Source organism: Streptomyces sp. NPDC005761 (assembly GCF_040630635.1).
Taxonomy (GTDB): Bacteria; Actinomycetota; Actinomycetes; order Streptomycetales; family Streptomycetaceae; genus Streptomyces.
The window spans coordinates 1-17,603 of the sequence record NZ_JBEXXX010000051.1 but is presented as its reverse complement, the minus strand read 5'-3'; the positions used below and the strand labels follow the sequence as shown (position 1 = coordinate 17,603).

At 69.9% G+C, this 17,603-nt stretch carries 16 protein-coding genes; 9 read left to right on the top strand and 7 right to left on the bottom strand.

Annotated elements, in window-relative coordinates:
• The 5 genes from ABZ434_RS31650 to ABZ434_RS31630 all read left to right on the top strand — a co-directional run bounded on the left by ABZ434_RS31650 (position 1) and on the right by ABZ434_RS31630 (position 7,144).
• A complete protein-coding gene (locus tag ABZ434_RS31650; protein WP_326740005.1) occupies positions 1-528 on the top strand; it encodes a MaoC family dehydratase in 528 nt (175 codons plus the stop codon).
• Positions 529-530: 2 nt separating this feature from the next.
• Positions 531-1,736, top strand: a complete 1,206-nt coding sequence (locus ABZ434_RS31645) for an acyl-CoA dehydrogenase family protein (protein WP_359143926.1) — start codon at positions 531-533, stop codon at positions 1,734-1,736.
• Positions 1,737-1,917: 181 nt separating this feature from the next.
• Complete coding sequence (locus tag ABZ434_RS31640; protein WP_326656564.1) at positions 1,918-2,565, top strand: phosphatidylserine decarboxylase; 648 nt, start codon at positions 1,918-1,920, stop codon at positions 2,563-2,565.
• The gene (pssA, locus tag ABZ434_RS31635; protein WP_359143922.1) at positions 2,552-3,406 is read left to right on the top strand and encodes a CDP-diacylglycerol--serine O-phosphatidyltransferase; all 855 of its coding nucleotides are present in this window, start codon (positions 2,552-2,554) and stop codon (positions 3,404-3,406) included. Before ABZ434_RS31640 ends, pssA begins: the two co-directional genes overlap by 14 nt.
• A gap of 1,368 nt (positions 3,407-4,774) precedes the next feature.
• Positions 4,775-7,144 carry a discoidin domain-containing protein gene (locus ABZ434_RS31630; protein ID WP_359143919.1) on the top strand — a complete coding sequence of 790 codons (2,370 nt, stop codon included), beginning with the start codon at positions 4,775-4,777 and terminating at the stop codon, positions 7,142-7,144.
• Positions 7,145-7,210: 66 nt separating this feature from the next.
• Here the strand turns inward: ABZ434_RS31630 and ABZ434_RS31625 are convergent, their stop codons facing one another.
• From ABZ434_RS31625 to ABZ434_RS31605, 5 genes are all read right to left on the bottom strand, one after another.
• Positions 7,211-8,461 (bottom strand): ABC transporter substrate-binding protein, encoded by a 1,251-nt coding sequence (locus ABZ434_RS31625; RefSeq protein ID WP_359143916.1) that lies wholly within the window; start codon positions 8,459-8,461, stop codon positions 7,211-7,213.
• Complete coding sequence (locus ABZ434_RS31620) at positions 8,458-9,504, bottom strand: branched-chain amino acid ABC transporter permease (RefSeq protein ID WP_359144024.1); 1,047 nt, start codon at positions 9,502-9,504, stop codon at positions 8,458-8,460. Before ABZ434_RS31620 ends, ABZ434_RS31625 begins: the two co-directional genes overlap by 4 nt.
• 67 nt (positions 9,505-9,571) lie before the next feature.
• Complete coding sequence (locus tag ABZ434_RS31615; protein ID WP_359143913.1) at positions 9,572-10,462, bottom strand: branched-chain amino acid ABC transporter permease; 891 nt, start codon at positions 10,460-10,462, stop codon at positions 9,572-9,574.
• Positions 10,459-11,262 (bottom strand): ABC transporter ATP-binding protein, encoded by an 804-nt coding sequence (locus ABZ434_RS31610; protein WP_359143910.1) that lies wholly within the window; start codon positions 11,260-11,262, stop codon positions 10,459-10,461. Before ABZ434_RS31610 ends, ABZ434_RS31615 begins: the two co-directional genes overlap by 4 nt.
• On the bottom strand, positions 11,259-12,056 hold the full coding sequence (locus ABZ434_RS31605; RefSeq protein ID WP_359143907.1) for an ABC transporter ATP-binding protein: 798 nt from the start codon (positions 12,054-12,056) through the stop codon (positions 11,259-11,261). Before ABZ434_RS31605 ends, ABZ434_RS31610 begins: the two co-directional genes overlap by 4 nt.
• 348 nt (positions 12,057-12,404) lie before the next feature.
• On the opposite strand from ABZ434_RS31605, the gene ABZ434_RS31600 reads away from it, so the two are divergent.
• Positions 12,405-13,130, top strand: a complete 726-nt coding sequence (locus ABZ434_RS31600; protein WP_359143904.1) for a helix-turn-helix domain-containing protein — start codon at positions 12,405-12,407, stop codon at positions 13,128-13,130.
• Between the two features lie 37 nt (positions 13,131-13,167).
• On the opposite strand, the gene ABZ434_RS31595 is transcribed toward ABZ434_RS31600, so the two are convergent.
• Positions 13,168-14,295 carry a glycerate kinase gene (locus ABZ434_RS31595; protein ID WP_359143901.1) on the bottom strand — a complete coding sequence of 376 codons (1,128 nt, stop codon included), beginning with the start codon at positions 14,293-14,295 and terminating at the stop codon, positions 13,168-13,170.
• A gap of 112 nt (positions 14,296-14,407) precedes the next feature.
• Here ABZ434_RS31595 and ABZ434_RS31590 point away from each other — a divergent pair, with 112 nt between their 5' ends.
• On the top strand, positions 14,408-14,899 hold the full coding sequence (locus ABZ434_RS31590) for an NUDIX hydrolase (protein ID WP_359143898.1): 492 nt from the start codon (positions 14,408-14,410) through the stop codon (positions 14,897-14,899).
• Positions 14,900-15,055: 156 nt separating this feature from the next.
• On the opposite strand, the gene ABZ434_RS31585 is transcribed toward ABZ434_RS31590, so the two are convergent.
• The gene (locus ABZ434_RS31585) at positions 15,056-15,649 is read right to left on the bottom strand and encodes a CGNR zinc finger domain-containing protein (protein WP_359143895.1); all 594 of its coding nucleotides are present in this window, start codon (positions 15,647-15,649) and stop codon (positions 15,056-15,058) included.
• Between the two features lie 86 nt (positions 15,650-15,735).
• Here ABZ434_RS31585 and ABZ434_RS31580 point away from each other — a divergent pair, with 86 nt between their 5' ends.
• Both ABZ434_RS31580 and ABZ434_RS31575 read left to right on the top strand, forming a co-directional pair.
• Entirely contained in the window at positions 15,736-16,650 is a 915-nt protein-coding gene (locus ABZ434_RS31580) for an alpha/beta hydrolase (protein ID WP_359143892.1), read from the top strand.
• A 261-nt stretch (positions 16,651-16,911) separates the two neighbouring features.
• Positions 16,912-17,496: a TMEM165/GDT1 family protein gene (locus tag ABZ434_RS31575; RefSeq protein ID WP_359143889.1), complete on the top strand. Its 585-nt coding sequence runs from the start codon at positions 16,912-16,914 to the stop codon at positions 17,494-17,496.
• Positions 17,497-17,603 lie beyond the last annotated feature (107 nt).

Here is a 17,603-nt window from a genome sequence, read left to right as displayed (position 1 = left end):
ATGCAGTTCGGACGCACGTACGAAGAATTCGAGGTCGGTGCGGTCTACAAGCACTGGCCCGGGAAGACCGTCACCGAATACGACGACCACCTCTTCTGTCTGCTGACCATGAATCACCACCCGCTGCACATGGACAGCAACTACGCGGAGAAGACCACCGACTTCGGCAAGAACGTTGTCGTCGGCAACTACATCTACTCCCTGTTGCTCGGCATGTCGGTCCCGGACGTCTCCGGAAAGGCGATCGCCAACCTGGAGGTCGAGTCGCTGAAGCACGTGGCGCCGACCTTCCACGGCGACACGATCTACGGCGAGACCACCGTTCTGGACAAGACCCCGTCACGGTCCAAGAGCGACCGCGGAATCGTTTACGTGGAGACCAAGGGATACAAGCAGGACGGCACGCTCGTCTGCGTGTTCCGCCGCAAGGTCATGGTCCCCACCGAGACGTACATCAAGGAGCGGGGCGGCGAACAGCCCGGCCGCCCGGAGCTGAAGCAGCCTTCGCAGAAGAACGTGGAGAAGTAGCCATGACGCGACTCGCCCAGACGGCCGGTCTCAACGACGTCCAGCAGGAAATCCTCTCCACGGTCCGGGATTTCGTCGACAAGGAGATCATTCCGGTCGCGACCCAGCTGGAGCACCGCGACGAGTACCCGACCGAAATCGTCGAGGGCCTCAAGGAACTCGGCCTGTTCGGGCTGATGATTCCCGAGGAGTACGGGGGTCTGGGTGAGTCGCTTCTCACATACGCGTTGTGCGTGGAGGAAATCGCCCGCGGCTGGATGAGCGTGTCGGGGATCATCAACACGCACTTCATCGTGGCGTACATGCTCAAGCAGCACGGCACGCAGGAGCAGAAGGACACCTTCCTGCCCCGGATGGCGCTGGGCGAGGTCCGTGGCGCCTTCTCGATGTCCGAGCCGGCCCTGGGCTCCGACGTCTCGGCGATCAGCTCCAAGGGCGTCAAGGACGGCGAGGAGTACGTCCTCAACGGTCAGAAGATGTGGCTGACGAACGGCGGCACGTCCTCGCTCGTGGCGGTCCTGTGCCGGAGTGACGAAGGACACCCCGAGGGCACCGCGCCCCACAAGTCGATGACGACCTTCCTGGTGGAGAAGGAGCCCGGATTCGGGGAGGTCCGGCCCGGCCTCACCATCCCGGGAAAGATCGACAAGATGGGGTACAAGGGCGTCGACACCACCGAGCTCATCATGGACGGACTACGCATTCCGGCCAATCGTGTGCTGGGCGGCACCACCGGCCGAGGGTTTTACCAAATGATGGACGGCGTGGAGGTCGGCCGGGTAAACGTGGCTGCGCGTGGCTGCGGCGTCGCGCAGCGTGCATTCGAACTGGGCGTTTCCTACGCGCAGCAGCGCCACACCTTCGGAAAACCGATCGCCCAGCACCAGGCGATCCAGTTCAAGCTGGCCGAAATGGCCACCAAGGTCGAGGCCGCTCATGCGATGATGGTAAATGCAGCGCGCAAAAAGGACTCCGGGGAGCGAAACGACCTGGAGGCAGGGATGGCGAAGTACCTCGCCTCCGAGTACTGCAAGGAAGTCGTCGAGGACGCCTTCCGTATCCACGGCGGTTACGGCTTCTCCAAGGAGTACGAGATCGAGCGCCTCTACCGTGAGGCCCCGATGCTGCTGATCGGTGAAGGTACCGCCGAGATCCAGAAAATGATCATCGGGCGCCGACTCCTCGAGGAGTACCGTTTCCAGGGTTGATTGTCCCATTCGCGGCGATTTAGCCGCGAAGAAGATCACACCCTGTCATCCTCATCCGGTGCCTTCCAGACGTCCGACTCGGCTGCTGGCTTGCCCAGTTGCGGTCAGCAACCGATAACATCGCCGGAAAAGCCGCCGTCCCCCGTTGCCAGCGCGGCATCATCCGCTACGAAGGTCATCCATGCCCGACAGCCATACCTCTGCACCACGCGGCGGGGTCCGCCTTGCTCGCGGAGCTTCGCCGTGGCTCCTGCCGACCGTCGCCACCGCCGCACTCAGCCTGACCCGGGCCCGCAGGTCCGGGCGCTGGGCGGCCGTGGCCGTGCCCACCACCGCGCTCGCGGCGGGCATGCTGTGGTTCTTCCGCGACCCCGAGCGCGAGATCACCCAGGGGCGCGTCATCTCACCGGCCGACGGCGTGGTGCAGAGCATCATGCCGTGGAAGGACGGACGCACCCGCGTCGCGATCTTCATGAGCCCGCTGAACGTGCACGTCAACCGCGCGCCACTGGCCGGCACGGTGACATCGGTCGAGCACATCCCCGGTGGGTTCGTCCCGGCGTTCAACAAGGAGAGCGAGAACAACGAGCGCGTTGTCTGGCACTTCGACACCGAGCTCGGTGACATCGAGATGGTGCAGATCGCGGGTGCCGTCGCCCGCCGCATCGTCCCCTACATCCCGCAGGGCACGAAGGTGGAGCAGGGCGAGCGCATCGGCCTGATCCGGTTCGGCTCCCGGGTCGACATCTACCTTCCGGAAGGTATCGATGTCGCGGTCGAGGTCGGACAGGCCACCACCGCGGGGGTGACTCGCATTGACCGTGATTGATCCGGACACACAGGCCGGCTGGGTGCCGGAGGCCGAGGCGGAGGACGACGCCGAGGCCATGCCGCTCTCGATGCGGCTGTCGATAGCGGACACCCTCACTCTCGGTAACGCCACGTGCGGATTCATGGCGGTGTACTTCACCACCACGGGGATCCTCATCCCGCATCTCACGGGCAGCGACGAGAGCGGCATGGCGCGGCACTCCGCGGCCACTGCCGTGATCCTCATGCTCATGGCGGCCATCTTCGACCTGTTCGACGGGCTCGTGGCCCGCAAGCTGCGTTCCTCGCCGATGGGTGCCGAGCTGGACAACCTCTCGGACCTGGTCAGCTTCGGGCTCGCCCCGGCGTACTTCGTCCTGGTGTACGGCATGGTCGCGGACGACGCACACCAGCGGGTCTCGGCTCTCGCGGCGATCGTGGTGCTGCTGGCGGTGGTTCTCAGGCTTGCGAGATTCTCCTGCGTGACCCTGAAGGACGGCATGTTCCAGGGCATGCCGAGCCCCTTCGGGGCGCTCACGGTCATCTCGATCGTGCTCCTGGAGCTGCCCTTCGTGCCGACGCTGCTCGCGATCGTCGGAGTGGCGTGGCTGATGGTCAGCCGGGTCGAGTACCCGAAGCCGCGGGGCGTTCTCGCGGTGGCGATGCTGGGCTGGATCGTGGCGGCGATGGGGCTCCTGGCAGCGTGGGCGTTCGACGCCCCCGGTGGCCAGCTGCTGCTGCAGACCGGCTGCGCGCTCCAGGTGGTCCTGGGCGCGGTCATCCCGCTCTTCGCGACCGCCCGCCGGGTGAACAGCTTCCGGGACAACCGGCGCGAGGCACGAGCGGCCCAGCTGCCGTAGTCCGCACAGCACAGCACGTACGAGGGCCCGCATGCTCCCCAGCATCCGGGCCCTCGTGCATGCCCGGCCCGTGTGGGCGGGCTCGGCACACGGGGGCGCAGGCGGCAGCGCCACCGGTATCCGTCTCCTGCCCGCCCGGCGCGGCGGGCCCCGGGGTGGTGGCGCCGTCCGGGTCCCGGCGCCCCGCTCCGGCGTCGTGCGGCGCCGCTCGCCCTGGAACGAGGACCGGGCGAGGACGAGCGACCCCGCTCCTGGTCGGGCGAGCCCTCCCACTTGGCGCGAGGATGTCGACCTGCTTCGGGAGGCTCGTTCTTGCTGTCCATCGCCACCAGGGTGTCGTCGAACCTGTACCGGTCGCTCTGCCCTTCCCGTGCCCAGCAGAAGACTGTTCGGCAGGGTGAGCTCCCGTCCACCGGGGGACGTGGATGTGCACGGCATTGCCCGCCCCGGCGCCGTGTACGCGTCGAGCATGACCTGGTGCCGTATTTCTCCGCCACATCGAGAGCGGCATCGAATTCCGGAAGGCTGCTCCTGCACTTCCGTTCCGTATTCGCCCGTGAATTGACCGGGCTCGGGAAGCGCGCCTGTCCGTTCATCCGTTGCGGGCTGGAGCTGCGTGAAAGCCGACCTGCGCGATATCGATTCCGCGTTCCGTCACAGGTCGCGTGAGAGTGTCCGGATCGGTCGGCCACGGGCCGTGGACGCGTCCGCTCGATGGCATTGCAGGCGAGCCGGCCGGCTCCTGTCAGCAGGACTTCGTGACCGCTCTCCTCGACGATCCGATTGTCATCGCCGCGCACCCGGTCCGAGCCGGTCGCAGCTTCGCTACGGGATTCCCTCAGGGATTCCGTTTGTGCCCCGCCCCGACGTATACGCGACCTCGACGGCGGCGCGCCCGGGCTGTGCGACAGCCTTGCCCGACACATGCCCGGCCAGGGGAACAGAGGGGCGGCCGACGGCCCCGCGTCCACCACCACGAGGGCATTTCGCCCGCACCCGAGAGTCCTCTTTCGTTTCACTTCTCGGGTGAAGAACGGGGCAAGTGCGGGAGCCCTTCCGAGCCCGAAGCCGACCACCTGCCGGCTCCCAAAGGGTGCGGCGGTATCCACGGCTGAGATGCCCCGGCCTTTCGCGGCGGGGCATCTCTTCGCCAGGCCTTCACCGGCCGGCCCGCGCGGCGCCGGCCGCGCAGCCACGCACGTCCGCCTGCCTGACAACCCTCCCAGAACACCCGATCCCCACAGTGATCCGTCGACATTTTGAGCCCAGAGAACAGATTTTTGCGCAGCAGCGTGGACTTCCTTGCGGCCTTGCTCCTAGCCTGTGGGCGTCCGAAGTGCCCCCACGAGCCGCAAGGACGACTGTCACGTGACCCCACCTCCCCGACGTCCGTTGCTCAGAAGATCCATATCCGCCTCTCTCTCGCTGGCACTCGCCGCGCTCGGCACCGCCGCCGCCGTGGTCCTGTCCGGTGCTCCGCCCGCCCAGGCGGCGGGGGTCCCCGCGCCCTCCCCGGTGGCGGTACCAGGTCGCGGTGCGACCGTCCCGTTCAAGGAGCAGGAAGCCGAGTACGCCGCCACCAACGGCACCCTGATCGGCCCGAACCGCCTCTACGGCACGCTGCCCTCCGAGGCCTCGGGCCGGCAGGCGGTGACACTGGACGCCGTCGGCGAGTACGTGGAGTTCACGCTCACCGCACCCGCCAACGCCATGTCCTTCCGGTACTCGCTGCCGGACAACGCCGCCGGATCGGGCCGGGACGCCTCGATCGACGTGCGGGTGAACGGCGCCTCGCCCAAGGCGGTGCCTGTCACGTCGAAGTACGGCTGGTACTACGGCGGCTACCCGTTCAACAACAACCCCGGCGACACCAACCCTCACCACTTCTACGACGAGGCCAGGACCATGTTCGGGTCGACCCTCGCGGCCGGCACGAAGGTCCGGCTGCAGGTCTCGTCCACCGCCGCCTCACCGTCGTTCACCATCGACCTGGCCGACTTCGAGCAGGTGGCGGACCCGACCGCCAAGCCCTCGGGCGCACTCGACGTCGTCGCCGACTTCGGCGCCGACCCGACCGGATCCGCGGACTCGACCGCCAAGATCCAGGCGGCCGTGAACGCGGGCAAGGCACAGGGCAAGGAGGTGTACATCCCGCGGGGCACCTTCCAGGTCCGCGACCACATCGTCGTGGACAAGGTCACGCTGCGCGGAGCCGGTCCCTGGTACTCCGTCCTGACCGGGCGCGACCCCTCGAACCGGAGCAAGGGCGTCGGCGTCTACGGCAAGTACGCCGGGGAGGGAGGCAGCAGCGGGGTCACGCTCAAGGACTTCGCCATCATCGGCGACATCCAGGAACGGGTGGACAACGACCAGGTCAACGCCATCGGCGGCGCCCTGTCGAACTCGACCGTCGACAACGTCTGGATGCAGCACACCAAGTGCGGCGCCTGGATGGACGGCCCGATGGACAACTTCACCATCAAGAACAGCCGCATCCTGGACCAGACCGCGGACGGCGTGAACTTCCACTACGGGGTCACCAACTCCACGGTCACCAACACCTTCGTCCGCAACACCGGTGACGACGGTCTGGCCATGTGGGCGGAGAACGTCCCGAACGTGAAGAACAAGTTCACGTTCAACACGGTGATCCTGCCGATCCTCGCCAACAACATCGTCACGTACGGCGGCAAGGACATCACCATCTCCGACAACGTCATGTCGGACACCATCACCAACGGGGGCGGCCTGCACATCGCCAACCGCTACCCGGGCGTCAACTCCGGTCAGGGCACCGCTGTCTCCGGGACCACGACAGCGGCGCGCAACACGCTGATCCGCACCGGCAACAACGACTACAACTGGCAGTTCGGCGTCGGAGCCATCTGGTTCAGCGGGCTCAACGAGCCGATCAACGCCACGGTCAACATCTCCGACACCGAGATCCTGGACAGTTCGTACGCGGCGATCCACCTCATCGAGGGTGCGACGAACGGGCTGCACTTCAACCGCATCAGGATCGACGGCGCCGGCACGTACGCCCTCCAGATCCAGGCACCGGGCACCGCCACCTTCACCGATGTCGTGGCCACGCACGTCGCCCAGTCCAACCCCATCCACAATTGCGTGGGCAGTGGCTTCCAGATCACCCGGGGCTCCGGGAACTCCGGCTGGTACGCCGATCCCCCGGCCTGCACCGGCACCTGGCCGGCCCCGGTGTGGACCAACGGCGGGGTGCCGGGCGGCGGCAGCGGTCCGACGGACCCCACCGACCCGCCGACCGACCCGACCGACCCGCCCACGGACCCGCCCGCCGAGACGGGGAACCTCGCCCGGGGCCGTAGCGTCACCGAGTCCGGCCACGCGGACGTGTACGGCGCGTCCAACGCCGTGGACGGCAATGCGAACACCTACTGGGAGAGCACCAACCACGCTTTCCCGCAGACCATCACCGTGGACCTGGGCGCGGCCAAGACGGTCAAGCGACTGGTCCTGAAACTTCCCCCGGCGGCTGCCTGGTCCACCCGCACACAGACACTGGGCGTGTCGGGCAGCACCGACAACAGCACCTTCAACTCCCTCAAGGGTTCCGCGGGTTACACCTTCGACCCGTCGAGCGGGAACCAGGCGACTGTCACCCTGCCCGGCACACCGTCCCGCTATCTGCGACTGACGTTCACCGGCAACACCGGCTGGCCGGCCGCACAGCTCTCCGAACTGGAGGCCTACACCAGCTGATCCGGACACACCCTCGGGGCGGCACGCACCACGCGTGCCGCCCCGAGGGCCTTGTGCCGCTGTCGTCTACTTCAGCGTGTAGGACTTCGCCATCGCCGCCGCCTGCGCGGGCCTGACGACCTTGAGGCCGCCGGGGGCCTTGGCGTCGGGCTTCATGATCACGCTCTCCCGGGTGGACGGCGCCGCCGGGTCGGAGAAGTCGTGCGGCATCCCGAAGTCGCTGCCGAAGTCCTTGATGGTGAGCAGGGCCTTGTCGATGCCCTCACGGGTGAGGTCCTTGGCGGCGCAGGCCTTCTTCAGCGCCTCGCCGAACAGGCTCGCCGCGTTGTAGCCCGCGACGACGCCGTTGTCGAGGCCGTCCTTCGGGTACTCGGCGCCGTACTCCTTGGCGAGCTTCGCCGGGCCGGCGCCCGGGTCGCCGATCGGCAGGGTGGACGCGGCGACGTAGTAGTCCTGCGTCAGGGCCGGGCCTGCCTGTGTCTTCAGCAACTGGGGTGCGAACGCCGAGTTGTTGCCGACCACCGGGACCTTGAAGCCGGTGGCGGCGGCGACGCCGACCAGCGAGGCCGCCTGCCGCGGGCCGGCGCTGACGATGACGGCCTTGACGCCGGCCTGCTTCAGCGCGGAGACCTGGGCGGTCATGTCGTTGTCGGTGGGCTTGATCTTCTGCTCGACGACGGTGAGGCCCGACTCCTTCGCCGCGTACTTCGAACCGGCCAGGGCGTTCTCGCCGTAGTCGCCCTCGAAGTAGACATGACCGATCTTGTCGCCCTTGGCGATGCGCTTCTCGGCGAGCAGGTAGTCGATCAGGTTGATCGTCTCGACGTCGTACGTGGCTCCGATGACGCGGACGTACTTGCTGCCGAGCAGATTCGCCGACCAGGCCTGCGGCAGGACGAGTCCCTTGTCCTGGCCGTCGATGCGCTGCTCGACCGCCGCCACGAACGGCGATCCGATGAACTGGGCGAATCCCAGTACCTTCGGCTCCAGTTCGGTGTAGCCGGCGATGGCCTTCTGCGGGTCGTACCCGTGGTCGCGCACGGTCAGCTCGATCTTGCGCTCGCAGATGCCGCCCGCGGCGTTGGTCTGCTTGACCCACAGCTGCTGGGCCTGGGTGACGCTCTTGCCGAGCGAGGCGTAGACGCCGGTCATGTCGGTGAGCGCGCCCAGCGAGATCACCGAGTCGGTGACGCCCTCGCCGGTCTTCACACCGGCCTTGTCCTGGGTGCCCTCGTCGGAGGACTTGGCCTTCTCGCTGCATCCCACGAGAGTGAGGGTGAGGGCCGCGCACACGGCCCCGAGCACACGCAGTTTCATTTCTTCTCCCCTGAATTCTTCATCAGACGTGTCAGGCCGCCGGGCAGGAACAGAACAGCCGCGACCACCGCGGCGCCGTACAGGTAGCGCGATGCCTCGCCCGGAGCCAGACCGCCCGTACCGGGGGCGGAGACCAGGGGCAGGGAATCGCTGTAGTGGGTGAGCAGTTGCGGCAGCAGCGAGACGAACGCGGCCCCGACGACCGCTCCCGCCACGGTGCCGAGCCCGCCGATGACGATCATGGCGAGGTATTCGAGGGACAGGACCATCCCGAAGTACTCGGGCACGGTCCGCTGGAAGACCAGCGCGAGCAGTACGCCCGCCAGTCCGGCGTACATCGAGGACAGGACGAAGACGCCCGCCCGGTAGCGGGCCACCGGAACGCCCATCACACCTGCCGCGATGCGGTGGTCCCGAATGGCGTTGAGCGCCCTGCCCGGCCGGCCGCGCAGCACTCCCCGGGCGAACAGACCGCTCAGGAGCAGGGCGAGCAGGGCCGCGTACCAGAGCTTCTCGGAGGACTGGAACGGCACCCCGGCCACCACGACCTCGGTGTCGTCGAAGCCGAAGCCGAAGAGCGAAAGTGGCGGTACGGCACGGCCGTTGAAGCCCCCGGTGAGGGATCCGGCGTTGAACAGGACGTGCTGGCCTATGAAGATCAGCGCCAGGGTCGCGATGCCCAGGTAAGCGCCGCGCAGCCGGCTCGCGATGGGGCTGAACAGTCCCCCGGCGGCTCCCGCGAGGAGCACCGCGAGCACGGCGGCGAGCCAGCTGGGCAGGCCGAGTCCGGAGAGCTCGTGCCCGTTCTCCGTACTGCTCTCCCCGGCCAGGACGCAGTAGCCGTACGCGCCCACGGCCAGGAAGAAGGCGTGCCCCATGGAGAGCTGGCCGGTGGCGCCGGTGAGGAGGTTCAGCCCGATGGCGCCGATGGCGGCGGCCATCGCGAAGAGTCCGGCCTGCAGCCAGAAGCGGTCCAGGTAGAACGGGAAGGCGAGCAGCAGTACCGAGCCGATGGCCCAGAGGTAGGTACGCGGGTGGCGCAGCCGGGCGGCGAGGACGGTACCCGGGGTGGTGAGCCGGGCTCCCGCGGCGGTCTCGGTGGTCGTGGTCTCAGACACGGGCGAGCTCCTTCGTACCGAAGAGTCCCGCGGGCCGCAGGAGCAGCACGAGCACCATCACCAGGTAGGGGGCGAGGTCGCCGATCCCGCGGCCCAGGAAGGACAGGTCGCTCTGGTAGCCGGTGGCGAGCGATTCGGTGACGCCGACGATCAGTCCCCCGGCGAGGGCCCCGGTCGTCGAGTCGAGTCCGCCGAGAATCGCGGCGGGGAAGGCCTTGAGTGCGGCCAGTGAGGTGGCCCGTTCCAGGCCGGGGGTGGGGAAGACGGTGAGGAAGAGCGCGGCCACCGCGGCCAGTGCTCCGGCCACCGCCCAGGCGGCGAGCGAGACCCGGCCGAGTTTGATCCCCATCAGGGCCGCTGTCTGCGGATTCTCGGCGGCGGCCCGCATCGACACACCCCAGGAGGTGTAGCGGAAGGCGAGCAGGAACACCGTGATGAGGAGGCCGGCGGCGAGGAACGCGGCGATCCGGGTCTCGGCGAGGGTGACACCGCCGATGGTGACGACGCCGTTGCCCCACGGGTCGCCGAGGGCGAGCACGTCCGTGCCCATGCGCCGGGTGAGTTCGGTGGTGAGGAGGATGTCGACGCCGATGGTGACGATGGCCAGGACGCTGTGGTCGCTGCCCCGGTAGCGGCGCATCACCAGGAACTCGACGGCCGCTCCGACCACGGCCGCGCCCGCGATTCCGACGGCGAGCGCGGGCCAGAACCCGATGTCGTCATGGAGGACGGCGGTCACGTAGCCGCCTGCGAGCAGCAGGGAGGCGTGGGCGAAGTTGACGACCTCGGTGGCCTTGAAGATGACGACGAAGCCGAGCGCGATCAGTGCGTAGACCGAACCGATGGAGAGGCCGCCGAGGAGGAGTTCGATGAAGGTGGTCATTCCTGTGCCCCCAAGTAGGCCTGGACGACGGCCGGATCGTTCTGGACCTCGGCGGGGGTGCCGCCGGAGATCCTGCGTCCGAAGTCGAGTACGGTCACGGCGTCCGCGAGCCGCATCACCACTCCCATGTCGTGTTCGACGAGCACGATGGAGATGCCGAGGCTGTCGCGCACCCCGGCCACGACCGCTGCGGTGCGCCGCCGTTCGTCGGCGGTCATCCCGGCTACCGGCTCGTCCAGGAGAAGGACCTGCGGCTCCATGCACAGCGCGCGGCCGAGCTCGACGAGCTTCTGCTGCCCGTACGGGAGCGCCCCGGCGGGCCGGTCCAGCACCTGGTCCAGGCCGATGAACTCGGCGATCTCGCGGACCCGGTCCAGATGCCGCCGGGCCTCGCGGGCGGCGGACGGCAGGCGCAGTCCGCTGGCGAGGAAGCCCGCACGGGTGAGCCGGTGCCTGCCGAGCAGGAGGCTGTCGGTGACCGTGGCGTGCGGGGGGAGCGCGAGGTTCTGGAAGGTGCGGGCGATGCCGAGCTGGGCGACCTTGTGCGGTGCGAGTCCGGTGAGTTCCGTCGTTCCGAGGTGGACGGTGCCGGATGTCGCCCGGTAGACCCCGGACAGCACGTTGAAGGTGGTCGACTTCCCTGCCCCGTTGGGGCCGATGACCGCGTGTACGCTGCCCGGCTCCACGGTGAAGGAGACGCCGTCGAGTGCGGTGAGTCCGGCGAAGCGGACGGTGACGTCACGGACGGCGAGTGCGGCCGGGGCGGTTGCGGCCTGAGCTGTCTCCTGGACAGTGGTCATGCGGACCACCTGCTCAGGCTGCGGACGGACCCGGAGGCCCGGTCCGCGTCCTCGGCTGCCGCCTCGTCGACGACGCCCAGGTAGCGGCGGCGCACCTCGTCGGAGGCGGCGAGCTCATCGGCCGGCCCCTGAAGGGTGACCTCGCCGACCTCCAGGACGTAGGCCGTGGAGGCGAGCCGCAGGGCGATCGCCGCGTTCTGCTCGACGAGCAGGACGGAGGTGCCCGACGCGTTGATCTCCTGCACCGTCTCCGCGATGCGCTGCGCCATCAACGGGGCCAGCCCGAGCGAGGGTTCGTCGAGCAGCAGCAGCCGCGGCCGGGCCATCAGGGCCCGCCCCATGGCCAGCATCTGCTGCTCGCCGCCCGACAGCAGCCCGGCGCGCTGGTGCGCCCGCTGGGCCAGTACCGGAAAGAGTTCGTGTACGCGGGTCAGCGCGCCCGCCGACGCCTTGCGGCCGCCGGGGGCCCCGAGGGCACCCGCCCGCAGGTTGTCGGCCACCGTCATGCGGGCGAACACCTGTCGTCCTTCGGGCACCTGGACCACTCCGGCAGCCACCACCTGGGCGGGCCGCAGCCCGTCCAGGGGGCGGCCGTCGAAGCGGACGGTGCCCGTACCCGTCCCGCGGTGGAAGCCGAGGGTCCGCGAGATGGCCCGCAGCAGCGTGGTCTTCCCGGCCCCATTGCCGCCGAGTACGGCGGTGATCGCGCCGGCCGGCACATCGAGGGAGACGTCGCGCAGGGACCGTACCGGGCCGTAGCCCACGGACAGTGCGCGGATCTCGAGCGTTGCCATGCGTCCTCCTCCTTCCGCCTTGTCTTGGAATCGACGCGTCGATTCGTGGTGCGCAGGGGTCCCGGTCCGGTCGTGCCCGGCGGTGTCGCCTGTGCCTGCCTGTGCCCTGCCTGTGTTGCTGTGGGGCCACAGACCAGCAGCGGGCGGGCCGCGCGTCCACGGTCACCGGCCGAAACGCTGCGGGTGACCAGTGCGGAAGGCCACCGGTTGTGCACGCGCACAGAGCCGGGGTGTGTGCTGTCGCCCCCGGCCCGTACGGGTGCCATCCTCACGACGGCGGTCCGGCGGACGGGCCGGTGGCCTGAGCACAGGGGCAGCCCTCGAGGGCGTGCGGAGATCGGAGCGGGCATGCGGCAGCGCGGGGACGAGCGGGGGTGGGCGCTGCTCGACGCGCTGCTGGACGACGAGACCGGGCAGGACCTCGCGGCACTCGCCGGGGCGGTCCTGGGGCTGCCGGAGCGGGGCCGGTACGCGGTGGCGGTGGTCGGGTTGCGGGGAGGCGTCCGGAAGCGTCCGGCCGACGCCGACGGGATGCGCCTTCTGTGGCGGTCGCGGCCGGACCGGGAGATCGCGGTGGTGGCGCTGGGCGAGGCGGATACGGCGGCCGTCGCCGCGCTGTTGTCCGGCGGAGGTCCGGGGCCCGGTGGGGTCAGCCCGGTGGTGGACGGTCTGTCGGCTCTGGGCACGGCCCGCCGGCTGGCCGATGCGGCGCTGCTGACGTGCGGCCCGGGCGGGGAGGGGGTCGTCTGCCTGGACGGCAGGGTGCCCGCGGCGCTGGTGGCGGGGCAGCCGGCCGTCGCGGCCCACCTGGCCACGGACGTCTTCGGCGCGCTCCTGGCCCGCGACCCGGCGGACCGCGCCCTGCTGGTCTCGACACTGGACGCGTGGGTGGAGTGCGGGGGGTCGGCGGGGCGGACGGCGGTACGGCTGTGCTGCCACCGGAACACGGTGCTGAACCGTCTGCGGCGGCTGGAGGAGCTGACGTCACGGTCGTTGTCCCGGCCGCGCGAGCTGGTGGAGCTGATGCTGGCGCTGGACGCGGTGCGGCTGGGCTTCCACCCGGCCCGCGAGTGAGGGACGGCGAGGGTCCGAGCCCTCGCCGTCCCTCGACTCAGCGCAGGAAGTCCTGTGCGATGGACTCCGCCACCCGCTCCAGCAGCGGTCCCGCCTCGGCCATGCAGACCGCGGGGTCCGGCTCCAGCTCCGTGAGCGCGTACGCCCGGCGGATGCCCGCGGCCTCCAGGGCCTCCGGTGCGAGTGCCAGGCGTCCGCAGACCGCGACGACCTCGATACCGGCCGCGCGGGCCGCCGCGGCGACACCGGCCGGGGCCTTGCCGTGCAGGGTCTGCTCGTCGAGTGAGCCCTCGCCGGTGATGACCAGCGTCGCCCGGGCCAGCGCGGGCGCGAAACCGAGCACGTCGAGCATCACCTCGATCCCGGGCCGGAACCGCGCGCCGAGCGCGACGAGTGCCCCGTACCCGATCCCTCCGGCCGCGCCCGCACCCGGCAGCTGTGCCTGTTCCGGCCCCAGCACGGAGGCGTAGTGGGCGAGCGCGGCGTCGAGCACCACGACGTCGTCCTCGGTCGCGCCCTTCTGGCGGCCGTACACCTCAGGCGCGCCCTTGGGCCCGGTGAGCGGATTGTCGACGTCGCTCGCGAGGATCAGGTCGACCTCGGCGAGCCTCGGGTCGAGTCCGGAGAGGTCGGCCGTGGCGAGGTCGGCGAGGCCGCCGCCGCCGGGGCCGACGGGCTTGCCGTCCGCGTCCAGGAACCGTGCGCCGAGCGCGGCCAGCATGCCCGCGCCGCCGTCCGTGGTAGCGCTGCCCCCGACACCGAACACGATGGTCCGCGCGCCCGCTCCGAGGGCGGCGAGGAGCAGCTCACCGGAGCCGTACGTGGTGGCCGTGAGCGGGGCGAACACGCCTGCGGGCAGGTGCTGGAGGCCGGAGGCCTCGGCCATCTCTACCACCGCTGTGGTGTCGCGCACCGCGTACGCGGCGGTCACGGAATCCCCCAGCGGCCCGGTCACCCGCGCTTCGCGGCGCTCGAATCCGGCGGCCACCGCGGCCGCCACCGTGCCGTCCCCACCGTCGGCCACGGGCAGGGTCTCGACCCGTGCCCCGGGAGCCACGCGCCGCAGCCCGGCCGTCACCCGCTCCGCGACCTGCACGGCCGTGAGCGAGCCCTTGAACTTGTCCGCCGCGACGAGCACGCGTGCGGTCACTGCTCCGTCCGTCACCTTGATTCCCTTTGCTTTCGAACAGGCAGTCGCGCCGCCCCGACCCTATCCGCAGCACCCCCTCCCTGCCCATGGGTGTCCGTGCCCTGGACCCGGCCACTACGCTGCCGTCGTGACCACGACTGATTACGCCACGTACATCGCCGGTCTCCCGAAGGTCCTGGCCGGTGCGGCCTGCGTCTTCCGTGACGGGCAGGGACGGGTGCTGCTCGTCGAGCCGAACTACCGCGAGGGCTGGACACTGCCCGGCGGCACGATCGAGTCGGCGGACGGCGAGACCCCGAGGCAGGGGGCCCGGCGCGAGTCGGCCGAGGAGATCGGACTCGACCTGGAGCCGGGCCGACTGCTCGCGGTGGACTGGACGCGCGGCACCGGGCGACCCCCGATCGTGGCGTACGTGTACGACGGCGGGGTGCTGGACGAGGCGCAGCTCAAGGCCATCCGGCTCCAGGAGGAGGAGCTCCTGTCGTGGAAGCTCGTGGAGCCCTCGGAGATCGACCAGTACCTGTCCGGTGCACGCGGCCGGCGCCTGCACGCGGCTCTGGACGCGTTGGAAACCGGGGCGGGGGCCGTGGAACTGGAGGACGGCAGCCCCGTCCGCTGACGGAGCGGCTCCGCCGACCGGTCAGCCCTGCTGCTCCTGCGGCCCGGCCGAACCGATCGGAACCGCACTCCCCGCCCTGCTCAAGCGGCTGACGGAGGAGGCCGGTCCCACCTCCGGGGCGTGATCCCCGGGGAGACCCCGTGCCGCTCCGGCCCCCTACTGCGGGGCGGCCGGCCCCTCCCCCTTGTGGCGCCGGTAGTAGCGGGCCACCCGCGCGCGGTTGCCGCAGCGCGCGGCCGAGCACCAGCGGCGTCGCGGGTGCGCGGGCACGAACAGCATCGTGCAGTCCTCGGCCTCGCACTCGCGGATGCTCGCGAGCGCCGGGTCTGCCAGCAGCTCGGCCGCTTCCGCGGCCAGTGCGGCGGCCACCCGCACCCCGAGCGGGCCGGAACGGCGGGCCGTCACCACGACGGCCTCACCGTTCCACTGCGCGAAGCGGACAGCGGGGGCGGCGAGCTGGGCCGCGTTGAGTCCGTCCAGAGCCGTTTCCGGCGGGCGCTCACCGCGTCGGGCCACCGCGACGGCGAGCGCCGCGTGCGCCCGGACCGCTTGCACCGCCGCCAGGTCGTCGCGGGACACCTCCCGCGCCCCCGCTCCCTCGGGCAGCCGCTCCTCCTCCAGGGCCAGCCAGGCCCGCAGACCAGCCGGGTCGGCCAGATGATCGACCGGAGGCCCCTGCGCCGCGTACGGAAGCGTGTTGAGCAGGTCCAGGGCGAGCAGCTCACCGGTCATGGGCTCGAGACCATTCATGACACTAACGCTAACTCATCTGCTTGACGCATTAGATCTGTCGGGCGTAGAACTAATGCATTGACCCGCCAAGGAGGCATGTGAACATGGGGATCCAGGCTGTTCCGCACATCCGTCACCGCTCCATCGAGGTCGACGGCGTCCGTGTCTTCTACCGCGAGTCACTCCCCGCCGGTGCGGCGGACGACGCCCCCGTGATGCTGCTTCTGCACGGCTTCCCGTCGGCCTCGCACCAGTTCCGCCGGCTGATGGACGCGCTCGGCGCGCACTACCGCCTCATCGCTCCGGACTACCCGGGCTTCGGCCACAGCGACGCTCCGGCCTCCTCGACCACCGGCGGCCCGTTCACCTACACCTTCGACCGGCTCGCCGACATCACCGAGGGCTTCGTGCGACAGCTCGGGCTGTCCCGCTTCGTGATGTACCTGTTCGACTTCGGCGCTCCCGTCGGGTTCCGGCTCGCCGCCCGCCACCCGGAGTGGATCGCCGGCCTGGTCGTGCAGAACGGCAACGCGTACGAGGAAGGGCTGTCGCAACAGGCCCGCGACTTCATCGCGCTGCGCCCGGAGGTCCCCGGCGCCGCCGGCACCGTACGGTCGCTGCTGACCCTGCCGGCGACCCGTGGCCAGTACGAGGGCGGCACGGCCGACCCCGAGCTGGTGGCGCCGGACGGCTGGACCCTGGACCAGCACTTCCTGGACCTGCCGGGCCGCACCCAGCCGCAGCTGGACCTGGCCTTCGACTACCACTCCAACGTGGCGCTCTATCCGCGGTGGCAGGAATGGCTGCGCACGTACACCCCTGCGGCGCTCGTCGTCTGGGGCACGGGGGACATGTTCTTCACGGAGCCCGGCGCCCGCGCCTACCTGCGCGACCTCCCGGACGCCGAACTGCACCTCTTCGAGACCGGGCACTTCGCCCTGGAGGACCACCTCCCGCAGATCGCACCGCTGATCGCGGACTTCCTGGACCGCACGTGGGCAGCGGCGCCCCGGTCATGACCGGCGCCCCGGGGGCATGCGGTAATGTTGACGGCTGCGAAGGGGAGTAGCCCTGCAAACCGGTCGTCGACACACTGGAACCTCCGGGTTCCCGGTGGCCGGGCTCGTGGATCATTGCGGGCGGGCGAGACCTTCGGTCAGGTGTGACACGCCCACGCCCCGTGGGCGGTGCCGTCATGCCGGGCCGAGTGGTCCTCCGAACAGCCCGAGCGGCACTTCGCGGAAGATCCGGGGCCCGGCTCCAAAAGAAAGCCACCCGGAATGCATCTCGACCCCCTGGCGATCATCACCGCTTTCGGGCTGATCTTCCTCGCGGAACTTCCCGACAAAACGATGTTCGCATCGCTGGCCATGGGCACGCGCATGCGCCCGCTCTACGTCTGGTTCGGCACGTCGTCCGCGTTCATCGTCCACGTCGCCATCGCGGTCGGGGCGGGGGGACTGCTCGGCCTCCTGCCCGAATGGATCGTCAAACTCGTCTCGGCCTCCCTGTTCGCCTTCGGCGCGTTCATGCTGCTGCGGGCCGACGCGGGCGATGACGACGAGGAGGGCGGGCCGAAGACGGTGAGCGGCTTCTGGCCGGTGTACTCCACCGCCTTCATGGCGGTGTTCATCAGCGAGTGGGGTGACCTCACCCAGATCACCACGGCCAACCTGGCCGCGAGCAACGGCGCCTGGTCCACCGCCATCGGATCCGCTGCCGCCCTGATGTCCGTATCGGCGCTGGCGCTGCTCGCCGGACGCTTCATCGCCAAGCGGGTACCGCTCAAGACCGTGCAGCGCATCGGCGGGGTCTGCATGCTGGGGCTGGCGATCTGGACGTTCGTGGAGATCTTCACCGGCTGACCGGGTGCCGGTACGGCGAGGGGCCCCGCGCACCCCCCCCCGGGGCCCCCCCCCCCAGCCCGCCCAGCAACTAATATATTCAAATATCCCACCTCTAACACCACAAA

Coding starts and splice junctions, on each gene's coding strand:
- ABZ434_RS31645 (WP_359143926.1), top strand. CDS start 531: ATGACGCGACTCGCCCAGACGGCCGGTCTCAACGACGTCCAGCAGGAA.
- ABZ434_RS31650 (WP_326740005.1), top strand. CDS start 1: ATGCAGTTCGGACGCACGTACGAAGAATTCGAGGTCGGTGCGGTCTAC.
- ABZ434_RS31610 (WP_359143910.1), bottom strand. CDS start 11,262: ATGACCACTGTCCAGGAGACAGCTCAGGCCGCAACCGCCCCGGCCGCA.
- ABZ434_RS31625 (WP_359143916.1), bottom strand. CDS start 8,461: ATGAAACTGCGTGTGCTCGGGGCCGTGTGCGCGGCCCTCACCCTCACT.
- ABZ434_RS31600 (WP_359143904.1), top strand. CDS start 12,405: ATGCGGCAGCGCGGGGACGAGCGGGGGTGGGCGCTGCTCGACGCGCTG.
- ABZ434_RS31605 (WP_359143907.1), bottom strand. CDS start 12,056: ATGGCAACGCTCGAGATCCGCGCACTGTCCGTGGGCTACGGCCCGGTA.
- ABZ434_RS31640 (WP_326656564.1), top strand. CDS start 1,918: ATGCCCGACAGCCATACCTCTGCACCACGCGGCGGGGTCCGCCTTGCT.
- ABZ434_RS31580 (WP_359143892.1), top strand. CDS start 15,736: ATGGGGATCCAGGCTGTTCCGCACATCCGTCACCGCTCCATCGAGGTC.
- ABZ434_RS31615 (WP_359143913.1), bottom strand. CDS start 10,462: ATGACCACCTTCATCGAACTCCTCCTCGGCGGCCTCTCCATCGGTTCG.
- ABZ434_RS31575 (WP_359143889.1), top strand. CDS start 16,912: ATGCATCTCGACCCCCTGGCGATCATCACCGCTTTCGGGCTGATCTTC.
- ABZ434_RS31585 (WP_359143895.1), bottom strand. CDS start 15,649: ATGAATGGTCTCGAGCCCATGACCGGTGAGCTGCTCGCCCTGGACCTG.